Consider the following 20,607-nt stretch of genomic DNA (forward strand, 5'->3'; position numbering starts at 1 on the left):
ACGTCATGGCAGCACTCCCATCAGATACACGAACGTGAACACGCCCACCCAGATCAGGTCCAGGAAGTGCCAGAACATCGACAGGCACATCAGGCGGCGGCGGTTTTCAGGGATCAGGCCGTGCATGCGCACCTGCAGCATCAACGTCACCAGCCACACGATGCCGAACGTGACGTGCAGCCCGTGCGTGCCGACCAGCGTGAAGAACGCCGACAGGAAGGCGCTGCGCTGGGGACCCGCGCCCTGGTGGATCAGGTGCCAGAACTCGTAGATTTCCAGCGACAGAAAGCCCAGGCCCAGGATGCCGGTGACGGCAAGCCACAACTGCGTGGCGCCGATGCGGTTGCGCCGCATCTCCAGCATCGCGAACCCGTAGGTGATGGACGACAGCAGCAGCAGCGACGTGTTCACCGCCACCAGCGGCAAGTCGAACAGGTCCGCGCCGGATGGGCCGGCCGCGAAGCTTCGGCCCAGCACGCCGTAGACCGCGAACAGGCACGCAAAGATGAGGCAGTCGCTCATCAGGTAGACCCAGAACCCAAGCAGCGTGCCGTTCTTGGGGTGGTGTTCGCCAGGAACGTAAAAGACGGGTTCCTGGGAAGACGGCGCGGCGCCGCCGGGCATGGGGTGGGCGAGGGTATCAGACATGTTGCGCTAGCAGCCTTGTGCGGGCGTCTTCCGTGGCGACGACCTCAGCGGCCGGCACGTAGTAGTCGCGCTTGTAGTTGAAGGTATGGATGATCGACACGAGGATCAGCGCCGCAAACGACAGCACCACCAGCGGCCACATGTGCCAGATCAGCGCAAAACCCAGCACCACGCTGATCCCCGCCAGGACGATGCCCGCCCAGGTGTTCTTCGGCATGTGGATCGGAATGAAACCCTGTTGCGGACGCTGGTAGCCGTGCTGCTTCATCTGCCACCAGGCGTCCAGGTCGTGCACGCGCGGCGTGAACGCAAAGTTGTACACAGGCGGCGGCGACGAGGTGGACCATTCCAGCGTGCGGCCATCCCACGGATCGCCCGTGGTGTCGCGCAACTGATCGCGGCGGCGGTAGCTGACCACGAGCTGGATGATGAAGCTGGCGATGCCGCACGCGATCAGCAGCGCGCCGAAGGCCGCGATCTGGAACCAGATCTGCAGCGACATGTCTTCAAAGTGGTTCACGCGGCGCGTCACGCCCATCAGGCCCAGCACGTACAGCGGCATGAAGGCCACGTAGAAGCCCACCAGCCAGAACCAGAACGAGCACTTGCCCCAGAACGGATCCAGCTTGTAGCCGAATGCCTTGGGGAACCAGTATGTGATGCCGGCCATCAGCCCGAACAGCACGCCGCCGATGATCACGTTGTGAAAATGCGCGATCAGGAACAGGCTGTTGTGCAGCGCGAAGTCGGCGGGCGGAACCGCCAGCAGCACGCCCGTCATGCCGCCGATCACGAACGTCACCATGAATCCCAGCGTCCAGAGCATCGGGACTTCAAAGCGGATGCGCCCGCGGTACATCGTGAACAGCCAGTTGAAGATCTTGGCGCCTGTCGGGATCGAGATGATCATTGTCGTGATCCCGAAGAACGAGTTCACGCTGGCCCCGGACCCCATGGTGAAGAAGTGGTGCAGCCACACCAGGTACGACAGCACGGTGATCACGACTGTGGCGTACACCATGGACGCATAACCGAACAGGCGTTTGCGGCAGTATGTGGACACCACTTCGGAAAAGATGCCGAAGGCCGGCAGGATCAGGATGTAGACCTCGGGGTGGCCCCAGATCCAGATCAGGTTCACGTACATCATGGCGTTGCCGCCGAAGTCCGCCGTGAAGAAGTTGGTGCCCACGTAGCGGTCCATCGACAGCAGCGCCAGCACCGCCGTCAGCACCGGGAACGCCGCCACGATCAGCACGTTGGTGCACAGCGCGGTCCACGTGAAGATGGGCATGCGCATCATCTTCATGCCGGGCGCGCGCATCTTCACGATGGTGACCAGCAGGTTCACTCCCGATAGCAGTGTCCCCACGCCCGCTATCTGCAAGGCCCATATGTAGTAATCGACCCCCACGTCCGGACTGTGCAGGATGCCCGATAAGGGGGGATACGCCAGCCAGCCGGTGCGGGCGAATTCCCCCACGAACAGCGACATCATCACCAGGATCACGCCGCCCGCGGTCATCCAGAAGCTGAAATTGTTCAGGAACGGAAACGCGACGTCGCGCGCGCCGATCTGCAGCGGCACGATGAAATTCATCAGTCCCGTGACCAGCGGCATCGCCACGAAGAAGATCATGATGACGCCGTGCGCCGTGAAGATCTGGTCGTAGTGGTGCGGCGGCAGAAAGCCGGTGGAGTCGCCGAAGGCCACGGCCTGCTGGGAACGCATCATGATGGCGTCGGCAAAGCCGCGCAGCAGCATCACGATGCCAAGGATCACGTACATGATCCCGATCTTCTTGTGGTCGATGCTGGTGAACCATTCGCGCCACAGGTAGCCCCACTTCTTGTAGTAAGTGACGGAACCCAGCAGCACGATGCCGCCAGCCGCCACCACGAAGAAGGTGCCTAGCAGGATGGGGTCGTGAAAAGGAATGGCGTCCCAGGTAAGCCGGCCGAAGATCAGCTTGGTGAGGTCAGGTTGATCAGGCATCTCGATTCCAGCAAAAAAACCGCGTTTACATGGAGCACGTCGCGTGCCGAAAAACCTGCCGCGCTAGAGCACCAGTCCTTCAGAGGCCGTGCACATGGCGCCGACATACTTGCGCGGCGGCGTTTCCGTAAGGCCCAGCTTCTCGCGCACTTGCGGGTCCAGGGTGGTGAGGTTGTGCGCGCCCGGTATGCCGGCGCCGCCTTGCGCGTCGATGGCCATCGCATCACGCATGCACATGCGGTTGGGTTCGACGCAGCGGTTCACGATGGCGTCGAAAAGGCCGGGCGCAACGGTGGCGTAAAGCTGCACCGGGTTGCGCTCGCTGGGTTGTTCAAGCTTCAGGTACGCCGCGCGGTCCAGCGTGGCCTGCGATTTCTGGGCCTGCGCGACCCAGTCGTCAAAGCCCTTCTGGTCCAGGCCATGGAAGCGGAAGCGCATGCCCGAAAAGCCCGAGCCGCTGTAGTTGGCGGACAGGCCTTCGTATTCACCGGGATGGTTGATGACGGCGTGCAGCGTGGTCTGCATGCCAGGCATGGCGTAGATCTGACCGGCCAGCGCGGGCACGAAGAAAGAGTTCATGACCGACGACGACGTGATCTTGAACTGGATGGGGCGGTCCACCGGCGCGGCCATTTCGTTGACGGCGGCCACGCCTTGCTCGGGATAGAGGAACAGCCACTTCCAGTCCAGCGCGACCACTTCGACGACCATCGGCTTGGTGTTGGGCGGCACTTCGCGGCCTTCGGACAGGCGCGCCAGCGGCCGGTAGGGATCAAGCTGGTGCGTGCTGACCCACGTGAGCGCGCCAAGCGCGATGATGATGAGCAGCGGGGCCGCCCAGATCAAAAGCTCCAGCATCGTGGAGTGGTTCCAGTCGGGGTCGTAGGCGGCTTCCTTGTTGCTGGCGCGATAGCGCCATGCGAACAACAGCGTGAGGATGATGACCGGCACGATGATGATGAGCATCAAGCCGGTGGAGATGATGATCAAGTTGCGTTGTTGCACGGCCACGTCGCCCGATGGCGACAGCAGGACCGCATTGCACCCGGCGAGCAGCGGCAGGGCGGCAAACAGGATCAATCCGCGGAGCCTTGCGAAGGACGACATGGTCATACCCCGAAACGTAACCGTGCGAAGTAAACGAAACACTACGCTGGAAGCCGCGAAAAATCTAGGGTAAAAAGAGCAAAAGTATGCACGGGAACGCGTGCGGGGCAGTCATGGGCCAAAACGCTTGCGGCTTCCTGCATGATGCGCGTACCGTGGTGCTGGTGTGTTGCAAGATCGTAGACAAGGCGTATTCAGAACCTTCTTTTGCGAGCGAACCCATGTCGACCACCACGCAGTATCCTGGTCATCCCTCTCCCGGTTCCGGACCCGGGGCGATCAGCGGCGGCACCAGCCACGCCAAGGTGGCGCCCGGTGAAATCGCCGTGGGGGTGGTCGTTGGACGCGCCTCTGAATACTTCGATTTCTTCGTCTTCGGCATCGCGTGCGTGCTGGTTTTTCCGAAGGTGTTCTTTCCCTTCGAAGGCCAGCTGGAAGGCACGCTGTCAGCCTTCATCATCTTCTCCTTCGCCTTCATCATGCGTCCCATCGGCACCGCGCTGTCGATGGCGATCCAGCGCCGATGGGGCCGCGCAACCAAGCTGACCGTGGCCTTGTTCGTGCTGGGCACCGCGACCGTCGGCATGGCGTTTTTGCCCAGCTATGAATCGATCGGCGTGCATGCCATCACCTTGCTCGCGGTCTTCCGCTGCTTGCAGGGCCTGGCGTTTGGCGGCTCGTGGGACGGGCTGCCGTCGCTGCTGGCGCTGAACGCGCCGCCCAACCGGCGCGGCTGGTATTCGATGATGGGTCAGCTGGGCGCGCCTGTGGGATTTCTGGTGGCCAGTGCGTTGTTTCTCTATCTGCACATCACGCTGACGGAGGCGGACTTCATTGAATGGGGCTGGCGCTATCCGTTCTTCGTGGCGTTCGCCATCAACGTGGTGGCGCTGTTTGCGCGGCTGCGGCTGGTGGTGACCGAGGAATACACGCAGCTGCTCGAAGAAGGTGAACTCGAGCCCATCGGCATCCGCGAGATCATCAGCCAGCAAGGCTACAACCTCTTCATCGGCGCCTTCGCCGCGCTGGCCAGCTATGCGCTGTTTCACCTCGTCACGGTTTTTCCGCTGTCGTGGATCGCTGTCAGCGGCACGCAACAGATTTCGGATGTGCTGATCGTTCAGATCATCGGCGCGGTGATCGGCATCCTGGGTACGGTCGCTTCCGGGTGGCTGGCTGATCGCATCGGGCGGCGCACCACGTTGGGTTTGCTTGCCATGCTGATCGGCGTGTTTGCGGTGGTGTCGCCCTGGCTGCTGGGCGGCGGGCCGAAGGCGCAGGATGCATTCATCCTGATCGGCTTTGCGCTGCTGGGTCTGTCTTACGGGCAGGCGTCTGGTACGGTCACTGCCAACTTCACGCGGCGGTTCCGTTATACCGGTGCAGCCTTGACCTCTGATATGGCGTGGCTGGTCGGCGCGGCGTTCGCACCGGTGGTGGCGCTGGGGCTGTCGGCGCGATTCGGGCTGGTGGCAGTCAGCGTGTACCTGCTGTCCGGCGTGGCGTGCACGTTGATTGCGCTGCGCATCAACAAGGTGCTTGAAACGCGCGATTGAATACGGGGCAGTGGGTTGCTGCCCCGGTGTCTGACGTTCAGCCCACAAACCCCTCCAGCACGTTTGCGACGTTGATGCCCACGTCGGCGACCGCATAGCCGCCCTCCATCGTGAACACCGTCGGCAAGCCAAGGTCGGCCAGCATGCGGCCGACCTGCGGATAATCGGCGCTCTTCAATTTGAACTTGGATATCGGATCGCCTTCGTACGTGTCCACGCCAAGTGCAACGACCAGCGCGTCGGCCTTGAACGCACGCACCGCATCCAGGCCCTGCTGCAATGCCGCCGTCCATGCCGCAAAGTCGCTGCCGGCGGGCAGCGGCAGGTTCAGGTTGCAGCCCTGGCCCGCGCCTTCGCCACGTTCGTCGGCGTAACCCAGATAGAAGGGGTACTCGGTGATCGGATCACCATGGACCGACACGGTCAGCACGTCCCCGCGGTCGTAGAAGATGCTCTGCGTGCCGTTGCCATGGTGATAGTCCACATCCAGCACGGCGACGCGCTGTGCACCCGCGTCGCGCAGGGCCTGCGCGGCCAGCGCCGCATTGTTCAGAAAGCAGTAGCCGCCAAAGAAGTCCGCGCCGGCGTGATGGCCGGGCGGCCGGGTCAGCGCCATCGCCGCGCGCAGGCCCTGGCCTTGGGATACGGCGCGCGCGGCGTCGATCGCGCAGGCCGCGCCCGCAGTCGCCGCTTCCCACGTGCCCGCCGTCAGCGGACAGCCGCTGTCGAACGAGAACAGCCCGACGCGCGCCGCGAAATTGGTGGGTTCGACGTCGTGCCGAAATCCGCGCACGGGCCAGATCGACGGCAGCACGTCCAGCTCCGCGTTGGCCGGATCCAGCGCAACCCATTCGTTCCAGGCGCTTGCCAGAAAGTCCACGTAGCGCGGCGTGTGCACGCGCTTGATCAGATCCATGTCGGTCGCGGACGGCACGCGCAATTCACCGATGCCGCGCTGACGCAGCGCGTCCAGCACGTATTCCAGCCTGGCCGGCGTTTCGTGGCAGGGAACCAGCTTGCCGCGGAACATCTCCTGGCGGCCGCTGTGTTTGTCGTGAACGGGATTGTGGAAGATCAGCACGATGGAAAGTCCTGGAAGGGGTAGGGCAGGCGGATGCGCCGCTACAGTGGCCGGAAAATATACAGCTCCACGGCGGGCAGCTCGCGCAAAACGGAATAGACGTCGCGTAATTCGAAAAATGCAGGGTACGCGCCGCTTACGTCCGCGACGCCCTGGCGCTTGAGCGCGAGCATCGTGCGCGGCACATGGAAATACTGCGTCACGGCCATCGCGCTTGTGTAGCCGTGCTGGCGCATGTAGGCGCTGGCGTGGCGGGCCGTGGCCCAGGTGTCGACGCCGGCGCTGTCCACGACGATGCGGTCGGCGGGCACGCCGCGCGCCAGCAGGTAATCGCGCATGGCGGCGGCCTCGTCCGTGCCGGCCGGATCCACGCCGCCACTGACGAACAGGACGCGGCATGTCGATGCGGCGTAGCAGTCGTAGGCGCGGTCCAGCCGCGCGGCCAGGCGCGGCGAAGGCTTGCCGCTGGGCTCCACGGTGTTGCCCAGCACGACCGCCACGTCGGCGTTCCGCGCGCTAGCCGACAGGCCGGTCGCGGCCAGCACGACAGCCGCCAGCAGCACGAGCGCCGCCAGCATCAACACGGCGCGGGCCGCAAATCGGTAGATCGAAAACGTCATGTCGCGTGTGGGAAAGAAGACGAGGGCAGGAGCTTACGGCAAAAGACGTTGCTGCCGCATTTGTCGTAATGAGAATCATGATTGATAATGCGGCCCTTTCCGCCTACAACATTCCGCTGCTCTCCATGTCCCGTCCACCGCCCTCCGAAAAAGGCTGGCTCGCGCATTACCGCGAGCTGATCGGGACGTGGACGCGGCGCAGCACGAGCCGGCACGACGCGGAGGACGCCGCGCAGGATGTCGTGACCAACATGCTGCGCAATGGCGAAGCCGCCGTGCTGGACCCGAAGGCCTACCTGTATGGCGCCAGCCAGAACCGCCTGAATGGCGAGTTCCGCCGTCAGTCGCGGCGCGAGGTGCTGAGCCTGGACACGTTGACGGATGCCGAGCATCCCGTCGACGTGGATCCCGAATCCTCGATACGCGCGGCGCAGCTTGCCGATGCGCTAAAGTCGGCGCTGTCCGAGCTGCCCCTCAAATGCCAGCAGGTGTTCCTGTGGAACAAGCTCGAGGGCTACACCCAGGCCGAAATCGCCGAGAAACTCGGGTTGACGCAAAGCACGGTCGAAAAACACATGAAGCGCGCGCTGACCCATATCCATGACCGGTTGCAAGATCATGCCCCGCACTGATTCCCGCGCGGACGCCTCCCGCACGCCTGCGACGCCGCGCGATCAGGCGGCGCACTGGTTCGCGCGCGAGCGATTGGGCGCGCTGGACGAGGCCGAACGGCGCGCGTTCGACGCGTGGCTGGCGGCGGACCCGGAGCACGCACGCCAGTACCGCGCGATGCAGGCCTTGTGGCGCGTGGCGGATAGCCTGCCGAAAGACGAGATGCGCGAAATCCTGGCGCGATCCGATGAGGCCCCCGCACGACCGGGCCGCCGCAGGTTTGCCGTGGGGCTGTCGGCCGCCTGTGCCTTGACGCTTGCCGCCGGTGTGATCGCCCCGCGGCTGTGGTCGCCGGCGCCCGGTTTCACGCAATCGCTTGCGACCGCCCGGGGCGAGCGCAAGCGCGTGGCCTTGCCCGATGGCTCCCTGGTGGAACTGAACACCGACACGCAACTCCAGGTCGCGCTGTATGCGGACCGGCGCGAGGTCGAACTGCTGGCGGGTGAGGCCTTGTTCACGGTCAGCCCCGATGCGGCGCGGCCTTTCACGGTGAACGCGGGCGCGGCGCAGGTGCTGGTGACGGGCACGCGTTTCAACGTCCGCCGCGAGGGGGATGCCGTGGCGCTGGCGGTGGACGAGGGCAGTGTGGCGTTCTCAGCGGGCTCATGGTGGAACAGGACCACGCGCCACCTGACGGCGGGTTACGCTGCCCGCTACGCGCCCGGCACTCCCCTGGACGCGCCGCATCAGGAAAACGTGGCGGCGATCACGGCCTGGCAACGTGGCCGGCTGGTGTTCCGCGACACGCCGCTGGCGCAGGTGGTGGCGGAGTTGAACCGGTATCTGCGCATTCCGTTGCGGATCGACGACCGCAAGCTTGCCCAACTGCGCGTGGCCGGCACCCTGCCGATCGACGAGCCTGAATCGGTGCTGGACGTGCTGCCTCACATCGCTCCGGTGATCGTGCTGTATCCGGCGGGCGGCGGCGCGGTCTTGGCGCCGCGTTAGCGCTGCTCTCGGCCAGGTCTGCGCGGGAAGCCGCAGTGCGGCCGTTGTCAGCCAGAATCATTTTGTTTCAAATATTCTATCGAGAATCATTCCGGTTTTTTCCGGCCTGCGGCGTCTATTCGATGAAAGGGGCCGTACGCGTGAAGCCGATCGACCCTGGAAGCAACCTTTGGCCAAGGGTGTCGAGCGCTTAAAGCGCGGGCAGTTGTACCGGAATTTTCTACTGATGATGGACAAGCAAGTTAAGCAGCGTGCAGCGGCGCGCAAGGCCGCCAAACGCGGTGCGCACGGCGCCTGCGGCGCGCTGGCGATTTCCCTGGCGTTGGCGTGGGGCGCCATGCCCAACGATGCCGTAGCGCAGACCGCGCCGGTGCAGATCAGCATCACGGCGCAGCCCCTGGGCGATGCGCTGCTCCAATTGGGCGAGCAGGCGTCGCTGGTGATCTTCTATCTGCCCGAGACCGTGCGCGGCCGTACGGCGCCAGCGGTGTCGGGACAACTGACGCCGGACGAGGCGCTGCGCCGGTTGCTGGCGGGCACCGGCATCGCATTCCAGCGCGATGGACGCAATGTGTCGCTGTCCGCGCCGTCCGGCGGCTCCGCCCAGCTCGAGCCCGTGACGGTGCACGGCGTGGCGGTGGGAACGGCGGACAGCTACGTGGCGCTGTCCAGCCAGAGCGGCAAGCTGGGTGTGCCGCTGATCGAGACGCCGCGTTCGGTGTCGATCGTGACGCAGGAGCAGCTGAAGGTGCAGGCGCCGCGCAACCTGGAAAGCGCGCTGGCCTACACGCCCGGCGTGCAGACGGAGGTGTCGGGGTCGAGCGATGCGCGGATGACGGGCGCCGTCATTCGCGGTTTCAGCGACGGCAGCGCCTACTTCAAGGATGGCCTGAAGCAACTGTCGACCGGCACGTATGCGTCCTGGAACGACAACATCGAAGAGCTCGACAGCATTGAGGTGCTGAAGGGTCCGGCGTCGGTGCTGTTCGGCCAGGGGCGGCCGGGCGGTGTCATCAACGTGGTCTCCAAGCGGCCCTCCGCGGATCACGTCAACAGCGTCGGCGCCAGCTACGGCACGTACAACCGCCGCCAGCTCACGGCGGACCTGGGTGGCGCGTTCGACGCCGAAGGCAAGGTGCTGTATCGCCTGAACGTGCTGGGCCGCGACAGCGACGGCCGCACGGACGGTTCGCGCGACGACCGGTTCTCCGTGGCGCCGTCGATCCTTTGGAACATCACGAACCAGACCCGGGTGACCCTGCTGGGCACGTATTCCAAGGAGCGCGCGACGCCTAAGAGCTGGTGGCCCAATCTGTATACCTATCCGGAGATCGGTGACCTGCCGCTCAGCCGCACCGCCGGTGACCCGGATTTCGACCGCTTCGACCGCGACACGAAGTCCATCGGCTACGCCTTCGAGCACGACACGGACAACGGCTGGCGTCTGCGCCAGAACCTGCGCTATTCCGAGATCGACATCGACTACCGGCACATCTACGCGATGGACCTGCTGGACGACCGGCGCACGGTCACGCGCGGCAGCCTGGCTCAGCGCACCAACGGCAAGACGTTCGCTGTCGACAGCCGCGCCTCGCGCGACTTCAAGTGGGGCGACCTGCAGCACACCTTTGCGCTAGGCGTGGACTACCTGCGATACAAGGAAAACGATGCGCTGGGCTTTGGCTGGGATGTCCCCAACCTGGACATCTACTCGCCAGTGTATGGGCAGAACATCGACTATCCCGAGCTGGATCCGTCCCGCACCGATCTGAAGCAGACCGGCATTTACACGCTGAACCAGTTCAAGTGGAACAACTGGGTCGGCAACGTCAGCCTGCGGCGCGACTTCGTGCGCACCACCCAGACCAGCACGACGCAACCGCGCATCAGCGACTCGGCCACCACCGGCAGCGTGGGCCTGCTCTATCTCTTTGACAACGGCGTGGCGCCGTACGTCAGCTATTCGACGGCATTCGATCCGATCACGGGGAAGCAGTTCGATGGCTCGGCGTTCAAGCCGCGCGAGGGCAAGCAGTACGAAGTCGGCTTGAAGTACCAGCCGCCCGGCACCGATGCGCTGTTTACCGCGGCGGTTTTCGACATTCGCCAGACCAACGTGACGACGCAGGATCCGGACCATCCGCGCTTCAGCGTCCAGACGGGCGAGGTGCGTTCCACCGGCGTCGAACTGGAGGCCAAGTTTCCGCTTTCGCGTGAACTCAGCGTGATGGCCGGCTACACCTACATCGACCCGCGCACGACCAAGAGCAACCGGCTGCAGGACGTGGGCCGCCAGCTCACGCAGACCGCGCGTCAGACGGCAAGCCTGTGGCTGGACTACCGGCCGCAGCTGGTGCAGGGCCTGATGCTGGGCGGCGGCTTGCGCTATCGGGGCAAGGCGCCGCTGAACACTGCGGCTGATGGCACCACGCAATACAACCCGGCCTTCACGCTGGCCGACGTTGCCATCGCCTATGAGACGCCGCGCTACCGCATCGCGCTAAACGTCAACAACGTGTTCGACAAGCGCTACTACACCTACACGTTCCGCGGCATGGAGCGCGAGACGATGCTGAGCCTGAACTATTACTGGTAGCGGGCCAGGGGGCGGGCCGCCCCGCGCTTGCGGGTAAACGCGCAGTGCGCGTCGGCGGGTGGTCATCCTGGTTAGAATCGGGAAGATATCGTCCCGCGCCGTTGTGGCTGGTGCACCGTCCCCATGAACCTGCCGTTTCCCATCCGCCAAGAATGTCCTCCCGGCGCCTGTGTGTGCGACCGGGAGCAGTTGCTTGCCAATCCAACGACGGACATGCGGGTGCTGCGGCTGACGCGCGAGGAAGAGAAGCGTCTGGTGGCGCGGCTGGAAAACATCACCAGCCTGGACGACCTGCGTGCGATGCAGGGGCGCATTCAGGCGCAGCTTGGCATCGTCATCCACATCACGCCCAGCGAAAACGAGGTGCGGACCTCGCGCGGCATTTCGATCCAGCTTGAAGAACTGCCGGGTCTGTGCCGCAAGACGCGGGCGTCGCTGCCAGCCGCGATCCGTCGCGGTTTCGACAGCCGGCCCGAGATCGTCTATGCGCTGCTGAACGAGCGGGATCTGCTGAGCGGCACGTGATAGGAAAGCGTACGGGTCGTGGGACGGCAATCTCGCCGTAGCAACGCGGTCCGGCGTCAGCAAATGAACGCGATCAATGTTTGCGAGGCGTGGCGCAGGAAAGCAGCGGCACCACGTCCGTAGGCGCGCGCCCGGCATCGGGCCGCGTGACGTCACGCTTCTTTCCGGTGCGGGCGGGATAGATAAGGAGCACGGCGCTGCCGGGTTCCAGCTTGGGACTCTGCGCCGTGCCGTAGGCGACGGTCCAGCCGCGCAGGGCCAGCGGCGCCAGCGTGTACTGCAATGCCGAGCCGGGCGCCACGTGGGCGACCTTGCCTGCGTAGAGTTCCTGCTGCGGCGTGTCGACGCCGTTGACGGTCTGGTAGGTGGCAATGCTGACCAGCGCCGCCGATTCGCCGTGACGCGCCAGGACGGCGGTCTTGTACTTGCCGGGCGGTACGTCCTGCAGGTTGACGGTGACGGTGTTGCCGCCCTGGCCGGCGGCGTTCAGATGCACGCCCACGACGTCCGCGTGGGAAAGCGTCTTGTCCGTGGTGTTGCGCACCCGCACGCTGTATTGCCCCGAGGTCCCCGTCACCGTGCACACGTCGATGCCGTGGGGGGAGGCGGCCTGCGTTGGTGCGGCCTGCGTTGGTGCGGTTTGCGAAGGCGCCGCCTGCCCGGACGTCGCGGCGGCGCTGGCCAGCAGCGCCGCAAACGGCAGGATCAGACGGCGGGTAGATCGAGAGGGCACGGCACGCTCCGGTTGAGGGCAGCGTGCCGGGCGGCGCGTTGCCTGCCCCTTTTTACACCACTTGACGGCCCGGGGCCCTCTGCTGCTCGCGCTTGCCGGCCAGCCAGTGCAGGATCAGCGCAAGCACCAGCAGTCCCGCCATGATGAAGCCCCAGCAGATCCAGCCCAGCACGGTGATCAGCGTACCCAGGCTGCCGGCAAAAGGCAGGACCTGGTTCAGGCCTTGCGCGGCCCAGACCAGGCCCCCTTGCAGCGATGCCAGCCATGCCGGGTCAACCCACGGCGCCGCCCAGGCCGGCGCCACCCACTGCGAGGTGTCGATCGCGGTGCCCGGCACCTGCGCCGTGGCGATGGTGGCCAGCACCCAGTCGGTCAGTTGCAGGGTCAGCGCCACCAGCCCGGTCCAGAGCGCCGCCAGGACGGCAAAAACGAGCCAGATGATTTTCTTCATTTGTTCAGGTACTCCGATGACTCAAAAAGAACGGCCACGATACCGGGGATTCTATTTCTGAAAAACCAGAGTGGATGTGACAAACATTAAGATAAAACCGAAGTTTTCGCCTGCTCGAGGATCTGCCGGACGAGCGGATGATGCTGGCCGCGGCGGTTGCGGATGGCGTGGATTTCCTCGTGCACGTCGTCGCAGCGCGCCAGTGGCCGCAGGCCGCGCAGCAGCGCAACGTCGTCCCCGCCCAGCCGGCTGAGCGGAAAGACGCCCAGGCCACGCGCCGCGAACACGGACATGAGGGCGCTGTCCTCGAACTCGCCCACGACGTTCGGGTAGACGCCCTGTTCGGCAAACCAGCGATCCAGCGTCTGGCGCAACACCGAATGGCCCGTGGGCAGCAGCACGGGCAGGCGCTCCAGACAGCCCGGAAAATCCAGCGTGTCCGGCTTGCGCACCAGCTTGGCCGGGCCGTACCAGTCCACCGGAGACGACACGAGGCGGTCGCTGGTCAGCCGCAGGTTGGGATTGGCGGGGGCGCCTTGGCCGGCCAGCACGAGGTCCAGGTGATGCCGCGCCAGCTCGCCCAACAGTTCCTCGACTTCACCTTCATGGCAGGTCAGATGCAGATCGGGCGTGTGCAGCACGGGCCCCAGCAAGGCGTGTGCCGCCAGCTTGGAGATGCCGTCCGACAGGCCCACTGACAGGCGCACGACGGGCTTGGTGGCGGCGGCACGCACTTCCTGCGGCAACACCTGCCCGATCTGGAAGATTTCTTCGGCGCGGGTAAAGGCGGCTTCGCCGGCGTCGGTCAGCGTCACGCCGCGGCCGGCCGGCTTGAGCAGCTGATGGCCCAGGTTCTTTTCCAGTTCGCGGACCTGCGCGCTGATGGTCTGGATGGCCATGTCCAGGCGCTCTGCGGCGCGGGAAAACCCGCCCTCCTTGGCGACCATCCAGAAGTAGTACAGGTGGCGGTAGTTCAGCATGGGTGTTGGCTCAGTCAGTCGGATCACTTCGGTTTTTTCGAACCTTAACTCACTTTCAGGCTGATTTCTCCATCCCCGGCGGATCCGGATCATGGGCACCTTCGAATCTAGCGGGGCAATCATGGACACTTTGATCACCTTCTTCAATGCCGATTTTCTCGGCACGCCAACCTGGAGCTGGCTGCTCTTCATCAGCATCGTCGTCAGCCTGCTGGCCTTTGACCTGGGCGTGCTGCACAAGGAAGACCGCGAGATCGGCGTGCGTGAAAGCCTGCTGCTTTCCGCCGGCTACATCACCGCCGCCGTGCTGTTCGGTGGCTGGGTCTGGTGGAACATGGGCGCCGAAAGCGGCATGGCCTATTACACGGGCTTCATGATCGAGAAATCGCTGTCCATGGACAACGTGTTCGTGATCGCGCTGATCTTCAGTTTCTTTGCGATCCCGCGCCAGTACCAGCACCGTGTGCTGTTCTGGGGCATCCTGGGCGTGATCGTGCTGCGCGCCACGATGATCGGCCTGGGCGCCGCGCTGGTCAGCAACTTCGGCTGGCTGCTGTATCTGTTCGGCGCGTTCCTGGTGTTCACGGGCATCAAGATGTGGATGATCGCGGACCAGACGCCTGACATCGCGACCAACCCGATCCTGAAGTTCCTGAAGCGTCACATGCGTGTCACGGACGGCCTGCGCGGCAACGCGTTCATGGTGACCGAAACCGATCCGGCGACGTCCAAGAAGGTGCGTTATGCGACGCCGCTGCTGCTGGCCCTGGTGCTGATCGAGTTCGTCGACCTGGTGTTTGCCGTGGACTCGGTGCCCGCAATCTTCGCCATCACGACCGACCCGTTCATCGTGTACACCAGCAACATCTTCGCGATCCTGGGCCTGCGTGCGTTGTACTTTGCCCTGGCGGCGATGATCCACCGCTTCCATTACCTGAAGTACGCGTTGGCCCTGGTCCTGGTGTTCATCGGCACGAAGATCTTCCTGGTCGGCTTCATCGGCAAGGTGCCTCCCGCGATTTCGCTGGGCGTGACCTTCAGCCTGATCCTTGGCGGCGTGCTGTTCTCGCTGTGGAAAACCCGCACGGATGAGCTGAAGCCTCAGTAATCCGGCTTACCGCCCCACGAACCCGCCCGCCGGCAACGCTCGGCGGGCGGTTTTTTTTGTGGCAAGCCATATGCGCCGGATATGGCAGGCGGGTGTTTTGTGGATTTGTCATTGGAAAGGGCCAGGCGTAGAGTCGGCGGCTGACAAACCGCTATTTCCGACGCGCGCTACCGAGTCTCACCACCGGGTCTCACCATCCGGCCGCCAAACAAGGAACGATCATGAATACCTGGTCCGCCAAGCAGTATTCCGCTTTTGAAAACGAACGCACGCGTCCGGTGCGGGACCTGGTGGCGGCGCTGCCCAACCTGGTGGTCAAGCACGCCGTAGACCTGGGTTGCGGGCCGGGCAATTCCACCGAGGTGCTGGCCAGCCGCTATCCGGACGCGGAGATTTCAGGCATGGACAGTTCGCAGGACATGATTGACGCCGCGCGCAAGCGCATGCCTGCACTGTCGTTCGAACTGGCCGACATCGCCAGCTGGAATCCGCCGCAGGCGTACGACGTGATCCTGGCCAATGCCGCGCTGCAGTGGGTGCCCGACCACGCCACGCTGTATCCGGCGCTGGTGGCCAAGCTGGCGCCCGGCGGCAGCCTGGCGGTGCAGACGCCGGACAACCTGGAAGAGCCCGCGCACCGTCTTGCCCGGCAGGTGGCCGGTGAGGCGCCCTGGGCCGCCAAGACGGGCGGCGTGAAGCATCCGCCGCGGCACAGCGCGGCCTGGTACTACGAATTGCTCAAGCCGCATTGCGGCACGCTGGATGTGTGGCGCACGACGTATCACCATCCGCTGGCGGGCGCCGCGGCGGTGGTGGAATGGTTCAAGGGCACGGCCCTGCGGCCGTATCTGGACAAGCTGGATGCCGATGAGCAGGCCAGCTTTCTGGCGCGCTATCAGTCGCTGATCGAAGCGGCCTATCCCGCGCTGGCGGACGGCACCGTGCTGTTGCCGTTTCCGCGGCTGTTCATCGTGGCGAGCGCGAAGCAGGCGTAGGGCGGGCAATCCCGCGGCCACACCGAACCCGGTTCTCCGCGCGAGGCCAAGCCCTTGGCCGGGCATCATTGCACGGCCGTCTGCCCGTCGGTCTTGTCCGCAAAGTAACGCGCGGGCGTCTTGCCCAGCGTCTTCTTGAACATCGTGATGAAGGCGCTGACCGATTCGTACCCCAGGTCGTCCGCCGTGCGTTGCACCGACACGCCCGCCGACAGCCGCTGCAAGGCCAGGATGATGTGCAGTTGCTGGCGCCAGCGGCCGAAACTCATGCCGACCTCCTGCTGCACCAGCCGCGCCAGCGTGCGTTCGCTCATGGCGACGCGCTTGCCCCACTGCGCGACGGTGCTGCGGTCGGCGGGGTCCGCGTTCAGCGCGCCGGCGATTTCGCGCAGACGCGGGTGGTCGGAGATGGGAAGGTGCAGCTGCTCGGTGGGCATGTGCGACAGCTGGTCCAGCAGCACGTCGGCCAGCTTGCGGTTGGCGTCGGCCGCGGCCTCGGCGGGCGTCAGGTTGGCCAGGTGCACGACCAGCTCGCGCACCAGCGGGGTGATCGACAGCGTGCAGCAGGCCGTGGGCAAACGCGGCGTGTCGGCCGGCACGAACAGGAAGCACATGCGCCCATTGGCGGTGACACGATTGCTGTGGGGTTGGCCGCCGGGAATCCAGACCGCGCACTGCGGCGGGACCATCCACAGGCCCTGCGCCACCGAGCACGTGACCCCGCCGCGCAGCGCCAGAACAAGCTGGCCCATGTGATGCTGATGCGTGGGCGATTCGTTGTCCCGCTCGGCCGCATGCACGGGCATGGCGAAGGCCCATTGCGTGGAACTGTCGGGATCGAACGGAGCGGTGGGCGTATCGGGCGTGCGCATGGGCGTCGGCCGGGCAGAAGGGCGCGTTTTGACCGGATTGCAAGAGAGTTTGTCATTATCTCGAAATTCGGTAAAGCGGACGATGCGTAAGCTGGCGGGATCGAATAGGGCCTCGATGCCTGAAGAATTTCCAAGCTGACTCCATGCAAGCCTCCCGCCACCCGATGCCAAGCCACCGCACACCCGGCCACCCCGCACCCGGCCAACCTATGTCCAGCCACGCTTCATCCAGCCACCCCATACCCAGCCGTCCCGCGCTGCTGATCTTGGGCATCCTGTTCATCGCCATGGCCTTGCGCGCGCCGTTCACCGGCGTGCCGCCGCTTATCGGCCTGATCCGTGCCGAGTTGAATCTGTCGTCGGCGGCGGCGGGGATGCTCATCACGCTGCCGCTGCTGGCCTTCGCGGTGGTGTCGCTGTTTGCCGCGGGGCTGGCGCGCCGCTTTGGACTGGAACGCACGCTTTTCGCGGCGCTGCTGCTCATCGCCGGCGGAATCGGGATCCGCGTGCTGGGCGATGCCGTGGGACTCTACGCGGGCACGGCCATCATCGGCGCGGGCATCGCGCTGGGCAACGTGCTGCTGCCCAGTCTGCTCAAGCGCGATTTCCCGCAGCGCCTGGCGGGCCTGACGTCGGCCTATGTGCTGACGATGGGCCTTGCAGCCGGGCTGGCCTCGGCCGTCGCGATTCCCCTGGCCGAATTGCCGTTGGCCAACCTTCAACTGGGCGGCTGGCGGTTTTCCACGCTGTGCATGCTGGCGCTGCCGCTGCTCAGCCTCTTGCTCTGGCTGCCGCAACTGGCCAACCATACGCCGCCCGCCGCGACCACCGCGCACGCACCGCACGGCGTGCGTCTGTGGCGCTCGCCGCTGGCCTGGCAGGTCACGGCGTACCTGGGCATCAATTCGTTCGTGTTTTATGTCGCGGTGAGCTGGCTGCCCGCCATCCTGCACGACGCGGGCTTTTCGCCCGAGCGCGCGGGCTCGCTGCACGGCTTCATGCAGCTGGCGTCCGCAGCGCCCGCGCTCTTTCTGGCGCCGTTGCTGCGCCGCTTGAAGGACCAGCGCGCGGCGGCGTTCTGCGCGGCGGGCGCGTCGTTCGTGGCGTTCACGGGCCTGATCGCGGCGCCCGCATGGGGTGTGGTGTGGATCGCGTTTCTGGGATTGGGCACCGGCGCGGGCATCATCCTGGGCCTGGCGTTTGTCGGGCTGCGCGCCAGCCACGCGCAACAGGCGGCGGCCCTGTCTGGCATGGCGCAATGCGTGGGGTACTTGTTCGCCGCGACGGGCCCCACCCTGGTGGGAAGCGTGCACGACGCGCTGGGCGGCTGGGGCGTTGCGCTGGGCGTGTGTGCGGCGTTGTGCGCGCTGATGGCGCTGGCTGGGCTGTATGCCGGGCGCGCTATCCAGATTGGCCGGCCTGGCGCTTCCACAGCTGCACCAGCGTCGGCGGCGCATCCGCCTCGGGCACGTCAAAAGTGATCCGCGGCGCGTCTGCGCCTTCGAACTCCACTTCAACGTGGAAGTAGCGCTGATCGCCGCGCGCATCCGGCCCGCAGGACACGGCCTTGGGCGCGGCATGCAGCAGCGCCTCGCACACTTCCTGCCGCACGCCGGGCGGGCAGGCAGTCATGTCGATGTGACGCGGCTGCGCCAGGCCCGGCAGGTAGGCAAGACCACCCTCGCGCGTCAAGCGCACCAGTTGGGCGAGATCCAGCGAGGGCAGTTCGATCATGGCAGCACTCCCACGGCCTTCCAGGCGTCGTCGATGGCGCGGCGCACGGCCGCATCGTGCTTCTCGCCGGCGATCTGGATCGTCAGGCCCGCAAAGTCCTTGAAGCCGGCGTCGTGGCGCAGGCGCTTGTCGCACAGCGTGTCGTACCAGACCTGGCCCGCGCCTTGCCACGCATTGCCATTCAACGCCGTGGCGGCCAGATAGAACGCGCGGTTCGGAATGCCCGAATTGATGTGCACGCCGCCGTTGTCGCGCGGCGTGTCGACGTAGTCGCGCATGTGCGCGGGCTGCGGGTCCTTGCCCAGCACCGGATCGTCGTACGCGGTGCCCGGCTCGGCCATGGAGCGCAGTGCGCGCGCCCGCACCTTTTCCGTGAAGAGGCCCTGGCCCACCAGCCAATCCGCCTGGCGGGCGGTTTGCCCCAGCGAATACTGTTTGACCAGCGCGCCGAACACGTCGCACAGCGATTCGTTCAGTGCACCCGACTGGCCCTGATAGAGCAGGGCGGCCTCGGTGTCGATGACGCCGTGCGTGAGTTCGTGGCCGATGATGTCGACGGCGATGGTGAAGCGGTTGAAGATTTCGCCGTCGCCATCGCCGAACACCATCTGCGCGCCGTTCCAGAAGGCGTTTTCGTAGTCTTCGCCGTAATGCACCGTGCCGATCAGCGGCAGGCCGTGCGCGTCGATGGAGTGGCGCTTGTACACGTTCCAGAACAGCTTGTAGGTCGAACCCAGATGCGCGTAGGCCTCGTCGACCGCGGCGTCGCCGCTGGGCCGCGCGCCTTCGGCCCGCACCAGTTTGCCGGGCAGCGTGGTGCTGTTGCCCGCGTCATGCACGGCGCGGTCGGGCGTGCCGGCCGGCGCCACCTGGCGTGCCGGCGCCAGCGTTGCGCGCGGCGGCTGCTCGGCCATCTCGCGCAGGCTGCGTTGCTGCTGATCGATGATCATCGTCTTGACGGCGGGCATGCTGACGCGCGCATCGGTATGCTGCGCAAGCCGGTCCAGCATGTACGGCGGGACCACTCCGATCAATGGAGCGGACTCGGAAGGGCGGGGCATGGTCGGTCTCCGGCAAAGGCGCCGGAGGACACCCCGGCGCATGCCTGGTTAACGTAGCAGATGGGTGAACAGCGCGCCGTAACAGGATGCGGCGCGATGCGCAGCGGCAACGCACGCGCCTCGACAGCGCTGCGCCGATCCGGTAGCGTCTTGCGCTTTCCCGTTTTTCCGGACCCTTGCATGACCACGCCTGACTACCGCATCGTTTCCTTGTCGCTCACCGATACGCACGTGCTGTTGACGCTTGCCGACGGCCGCGAGGTCAAGGAGCCGATCCGCCGGCACATCCGCCTGCACGAGGCGACACCCGAGGCGCGCACGCATTGGCAACTGGTGGACGATGGGCATGGCGTCGTGTGGCCCGCGCTGGCCGCACCTGTGCCGGAAGGGATGCTGAACGTGCACGATCTGCTGTGGGATCTGCGCTACGAGCAAGCCATGGCGACGCTGCAAGCCGCGCAATGGAAGCTCGACCGGCTGTCGGAAACCGATCAGGAACTGGTGGCCTTGTGGCGCATGGAGGCCGACATCAACAATGGCGGCTTCATGCAGTTTCTGTGCAACTGGGGCGACCAGACCTGCCAACTGGCGTTGCAGGCGCTGCGCAAGATCGGCGCGGTGCACATGCTGGATGTGCTGTCGCGCATGCGCGGACTGATCGACCGTTTCGAGGCTTCGCCCGAAGTGGTGCAGCTCAACGACATCTACGGCGCGATGACCGAGCAGGAGCAGGAAGAAATGGAGTCGCTGGATCACGCATTCTGGGACTACCCGGACTCGATAGCGCGGCTGGGATTGCGCTGGTACGGCGCCTGAAACCGGCAGAATCACTGCAGCAGAAACGTTCAGAAACGTATCGCCACATTACGTCGATACACGCCTGCGGCGGGTCGGCCGCTGCGGGATAGAATCCCGTCCTTCTTT

General features: G+C 65.4%; 20 protein-coding genes. 9 read left to right on the top strand and 11 right to left on the bottom strand.

Going from position 1 to position 20,607, the window contains the following annotated elements; genetic code table 11:
- Positions 1-3: 3 nt before the first annotated feature.
- From cyoC to cyoA, 3 genes are all read right to left on the bottom strand, one after another.
- Positions 4-648: a cytochrome o ubiquinol oxidase subunit III gene (gene cyoC / locus AC6CIE_RS17315; RefSeq protein ID WP_105240366.1), complete on the bottom strand. Its 645-nt coding sequence runs from the start codon at positions 646-648 to the stop codon at positions 4-6.
- Positions 641-2,644 carry a cytochrome o ubiquinol oxidase subunit I gene (gene cyoB, locus AC6CIE_RS17320; RefSeq protein ID WP_105240365.1) on the bottom strand — a complete coding sequence of 668 codons (2,004 nt, stop codon included), beginning with the start codon at positions 2,642-2,644 and terminating at the stop codon, positions 641-643. Before cyoB ends, cyoC begins: the two co-directional genes overlap by 8 nt.
- Before the next feature lie 63 nt (positions 2,645-2,707).
- Positions 2,708-3,751, bottom strand: coding sequence for a ubiquinol oxidase subunit II (cyoA, locus tag AC6CIE_RS17325; RefSeq protein WP_498093109.1), 1,044 nt, complete (start codon positions 3,749-3,751; stop codon positions 2,708-2,710).
- 221 nt (positions 3,752-3,972) lie between these two features.
- Between cyoA and AC6CIE_RS17330 the strand changes: the two genes are divergently transcribed.
- Positions 3,973-5,307: an MFS transporter gene (locus tag AC6CIE_RS17330; protein ID WP_498093111.1), complete on the top strand. Its 1,335-nt coding sequence runs from the start codon at positions 3,973-3,975 to the stop codon at positions 5,305-5,307.
- 37 nt (positions 5,308-5,344) lie between these two features.
- Here the strand turns inward: AC6CIE_RS17330 and AC6CIE_RS17335 are convergent, their stop codons facing one another.
- Together AC6CIE_RS17335 and AC6CIE_RS17340 are read right to left on the bottom strand one after the other, a co-directional pair.
- Complete coding sequence (locus AC6CIE_RS17335) at positions 5,345-6,388, bottom strand: histone deacetylase family protein (RefSeq protein WP_498093113.1); 1,044 nt, start codon at positions 6,386-6,388, stop codon at positions 5,345-5,347.
- A gap of 41 nt (positions 6,389-6,429) precedes the next feature.
- Positions 6,430-7,008 (bottom strand): YdcF family protein, encoded by a 579-nt coding sequence (locus tag AC6CIE_RS17340; protein ID WP_498093115.1) that lies wholly within the window; start codon positions 7,006-7,008, stop codon positions 6,430-6,432.
- A 77-nt stretch (positions 7,009-7,085) separates the two neighbouring features.
- On the opposite strand from AC6CIE_RS17340, the gene AC6CIE_RS17345 reads away from it, so the two are divergent.
- The 4 genes from AC6CIE_RS17345 to AC6CIE_RS17360 all read left to right on the top strand — a co-directional run bounded on the left by AC6CIE_RS17345 (position 7,086) and on the right by AC6CIE_RS17360 (position 11,749).
- On the top strand, positions 7,086-7,640 hold the full coding sequence (locus tag AC6CIE_RS17345) for an RNA polymerase sigma factor (RefSeq protein WP_498093117.1): 555 nt from the start codon (positions 7,086-7,088) through the stop codon (positions 7,638-7,640).
- Complete coding sequence (locus AC6CIE_RS17350; protein ID WP_498093119.1) at positions 7,627-8,628, top strand: FecR family protein; 1,002 nt, start codon at positions 7,627-7,629, stop codon at positions 8,626-8,628. Before AC6CIE_RS17345 ends, AC6CIE_RS17350 begins: the two co-directional genes overlap by 14 nt.
- Before the next feature lie 226 nt (positions 8,629-8,854).
- Entirely contained in the window at positions 8,855-11,224 is a 2,370-nt protein-coding gene (locus tag AC6CIE_RS17355; RefSeq protein WP_498093121.1) for a TonB-dependent siderophore receptor, read from the top strand.
- A 123-nt stretch (positions 11,225-11,347) separates the two neighbouring features.
- Positions 11,348-11,749, top strand: coding sequence for a hypothetical protein (locus tag AC6CIE_RS17360; RefSeq protein ID WP_191576163.1), 402 nt, complete (start codon positions 11,348-11,350; stop codon positions 11,747-11,749).
- Between the two features lie 73 nt (positions 11,750-11,822).
- Here AC6CIE_RS17360 and AC6CIE_RS17365 read toward each other — a convergent pair whose 3' ends face one another.
- The 3 genes from AC6CIE_RS17365 to AC6CIE_RS17375 form a co-directional block, all read right to left on the bottom strand.
- Positions 11,823-12,482 carry a hypothetical protein gene (locus tag AC6CIE_RS17365; protein ID WP_498093123.1) on the bottom strand — a complete coding sequence of 220 codons (660 nt, stop codon included), beginning with the start codon at positions 12,480-12,482 and terminating at the stop codon, positions 11,823-11,825.
- A gap of 52 nt (positions 12,483-12,534) precedes the next feature.
- Entirely contained in the window at positions 12,535-12,933 is a 399-nt protein-coding gene (locus tag AC6CIE_RS17370) for a hypothetical protein (protein WP_498093125.1), read from the bottom strand.
- Between the two features lie 86 nt (positions 12,934-13,019).
- Positions 13,020-13,913 carry a LysR family transcriptional regulator gene (locus AC6CIE_RS17375; protein ID WP_175137668.1) on the bottom strand — a complete coding sequence of 298 codons (894 nt, stop codon included), beginning with the start codon at positions 13,911-13,913 and terminating at the stop codon, positions 13,020-13,022.
- A 121-nt stretch (positions 13,914-14,034) separates the two neighbouring features.
- On the opposite strand from AC6CIE_RS17375, the gene AC6CIE_RS17380 reads away from it, so the two are divergent.
- Together AC6CIE_RS17380 and tam are read left to right on the top strand one after the other, a co-directional pair.
- On the top strand, positions 14,035-15,021 hold the full coding sequence (locus AC6CIE_RS17380) for a TerC family protein (protein ID WP_175122755.1): 987 nt from the start codon (positions 14,035-14,037) through the stop codon (positions 15,019-15,021).
- A 221-nt stretch (positions 15,022-15,242) separates the two neighbouring features.
- Positions 15,243-16,016: a trans-aconitate 2-methyltransferase gene (gene tam / locus AC6CIE_RS17385; protein ID WP_175122756.1), complete on the top strand. Its 774-nt coding sequence runs from the start codon at positions 15,243-15,245 to the stop codon at positions 16,014-16,016.
- Positions 16,017-16,081: 65 nt separating this feature from the next.
- Here the strand turns inward: tam and AC6CIE_RS17390 are convergent, their stop codons facing one another.
- Complete coding sequence (locus AC6CIE_RS17390; protein ID WP_498093128.1) at positions 16,082-16,888, bottom strand: AraC family transcriptional regulator; 807 nt, start codon at positions 16,886-16,888, stop codon at positions 16,082-16,084.
- Positions 16,889-17,097: 209 nt separating this feature from the next.
- Here AC6CIE_RS17390 and AC6CIE_RS17395 point away from each other — a divergent pair, with 209 nt between their 5' ends.
- The gene (locus AC6CIE_RS17395) at positions 17,098-18,369 is read left to right on the top strand and encodes an MFS transporter (protein WP_498093130.1); all 1,272 of its coding nucleotides are present in this window, start codon (positions 17,098-17,100) and stop codon (positions 18,367-18,369) included.
- On the opposite strand, the gene AC6CIE_RS17400 is transcribed toward AC6CIE_RS17395, so the two are convergent.
- Together AC6CIE_RS17400 and AC6CIE_RS17405 are read right to left on the bottom strand one after the other, a co-directional pair.
- On the bottom strand, positions 18,290-18,622 hold the full coding sequence (locus AC6CIE_RS17400) for a protealysin inhibitor emfourin (RefSeq protein WP_175122759.1): 333 nt from the start codon (positions 18,620-18,622) through the stop codon (positions 18,290-18,292). The two genes, AC6CIE_RS17395 and AC6CIE_RS17400, sit on opposite strands and share 80 nt — an antisense overlap.
- Positions 18,619-19,683, bottom strand: coding sequence for a M4 family metallopeptidase (locus tag AC6CIE_RS17405; protein WP_175122760.1), 1,065 nt, complete (start codon positions 19,681-19,683; stop codon positions 18,619-18,621). Before AC6CIE_RS17405 ends, AC6CIE_RS17400 begins: the two co-directional genes overlap by 4 nt.
- Positions 19,684-19,863: 180 nt before the next feature.
- Between AC6CIE_RS17405 and AC6CIE_RS17410 the strand changes: the two genes are divergently transcribed.
- Positions 19,864-20,499 (top strand): DMP19 family protein, encoded by a 636-nt coding sequence (locus tag AC6CIE_RS17410; protein WP_175137671.1) that lies wholly within the window; start codon positions 19,864-19,866, stop codon positions 20,497-20,499.
- The last annotated feature ends 108 nt before the right edge of the window (positions 20,500-20,607 follow it).

The sequence above is a fragment of the Achromobacter sp. GQ309 genome (assembly GCF_059759315.1).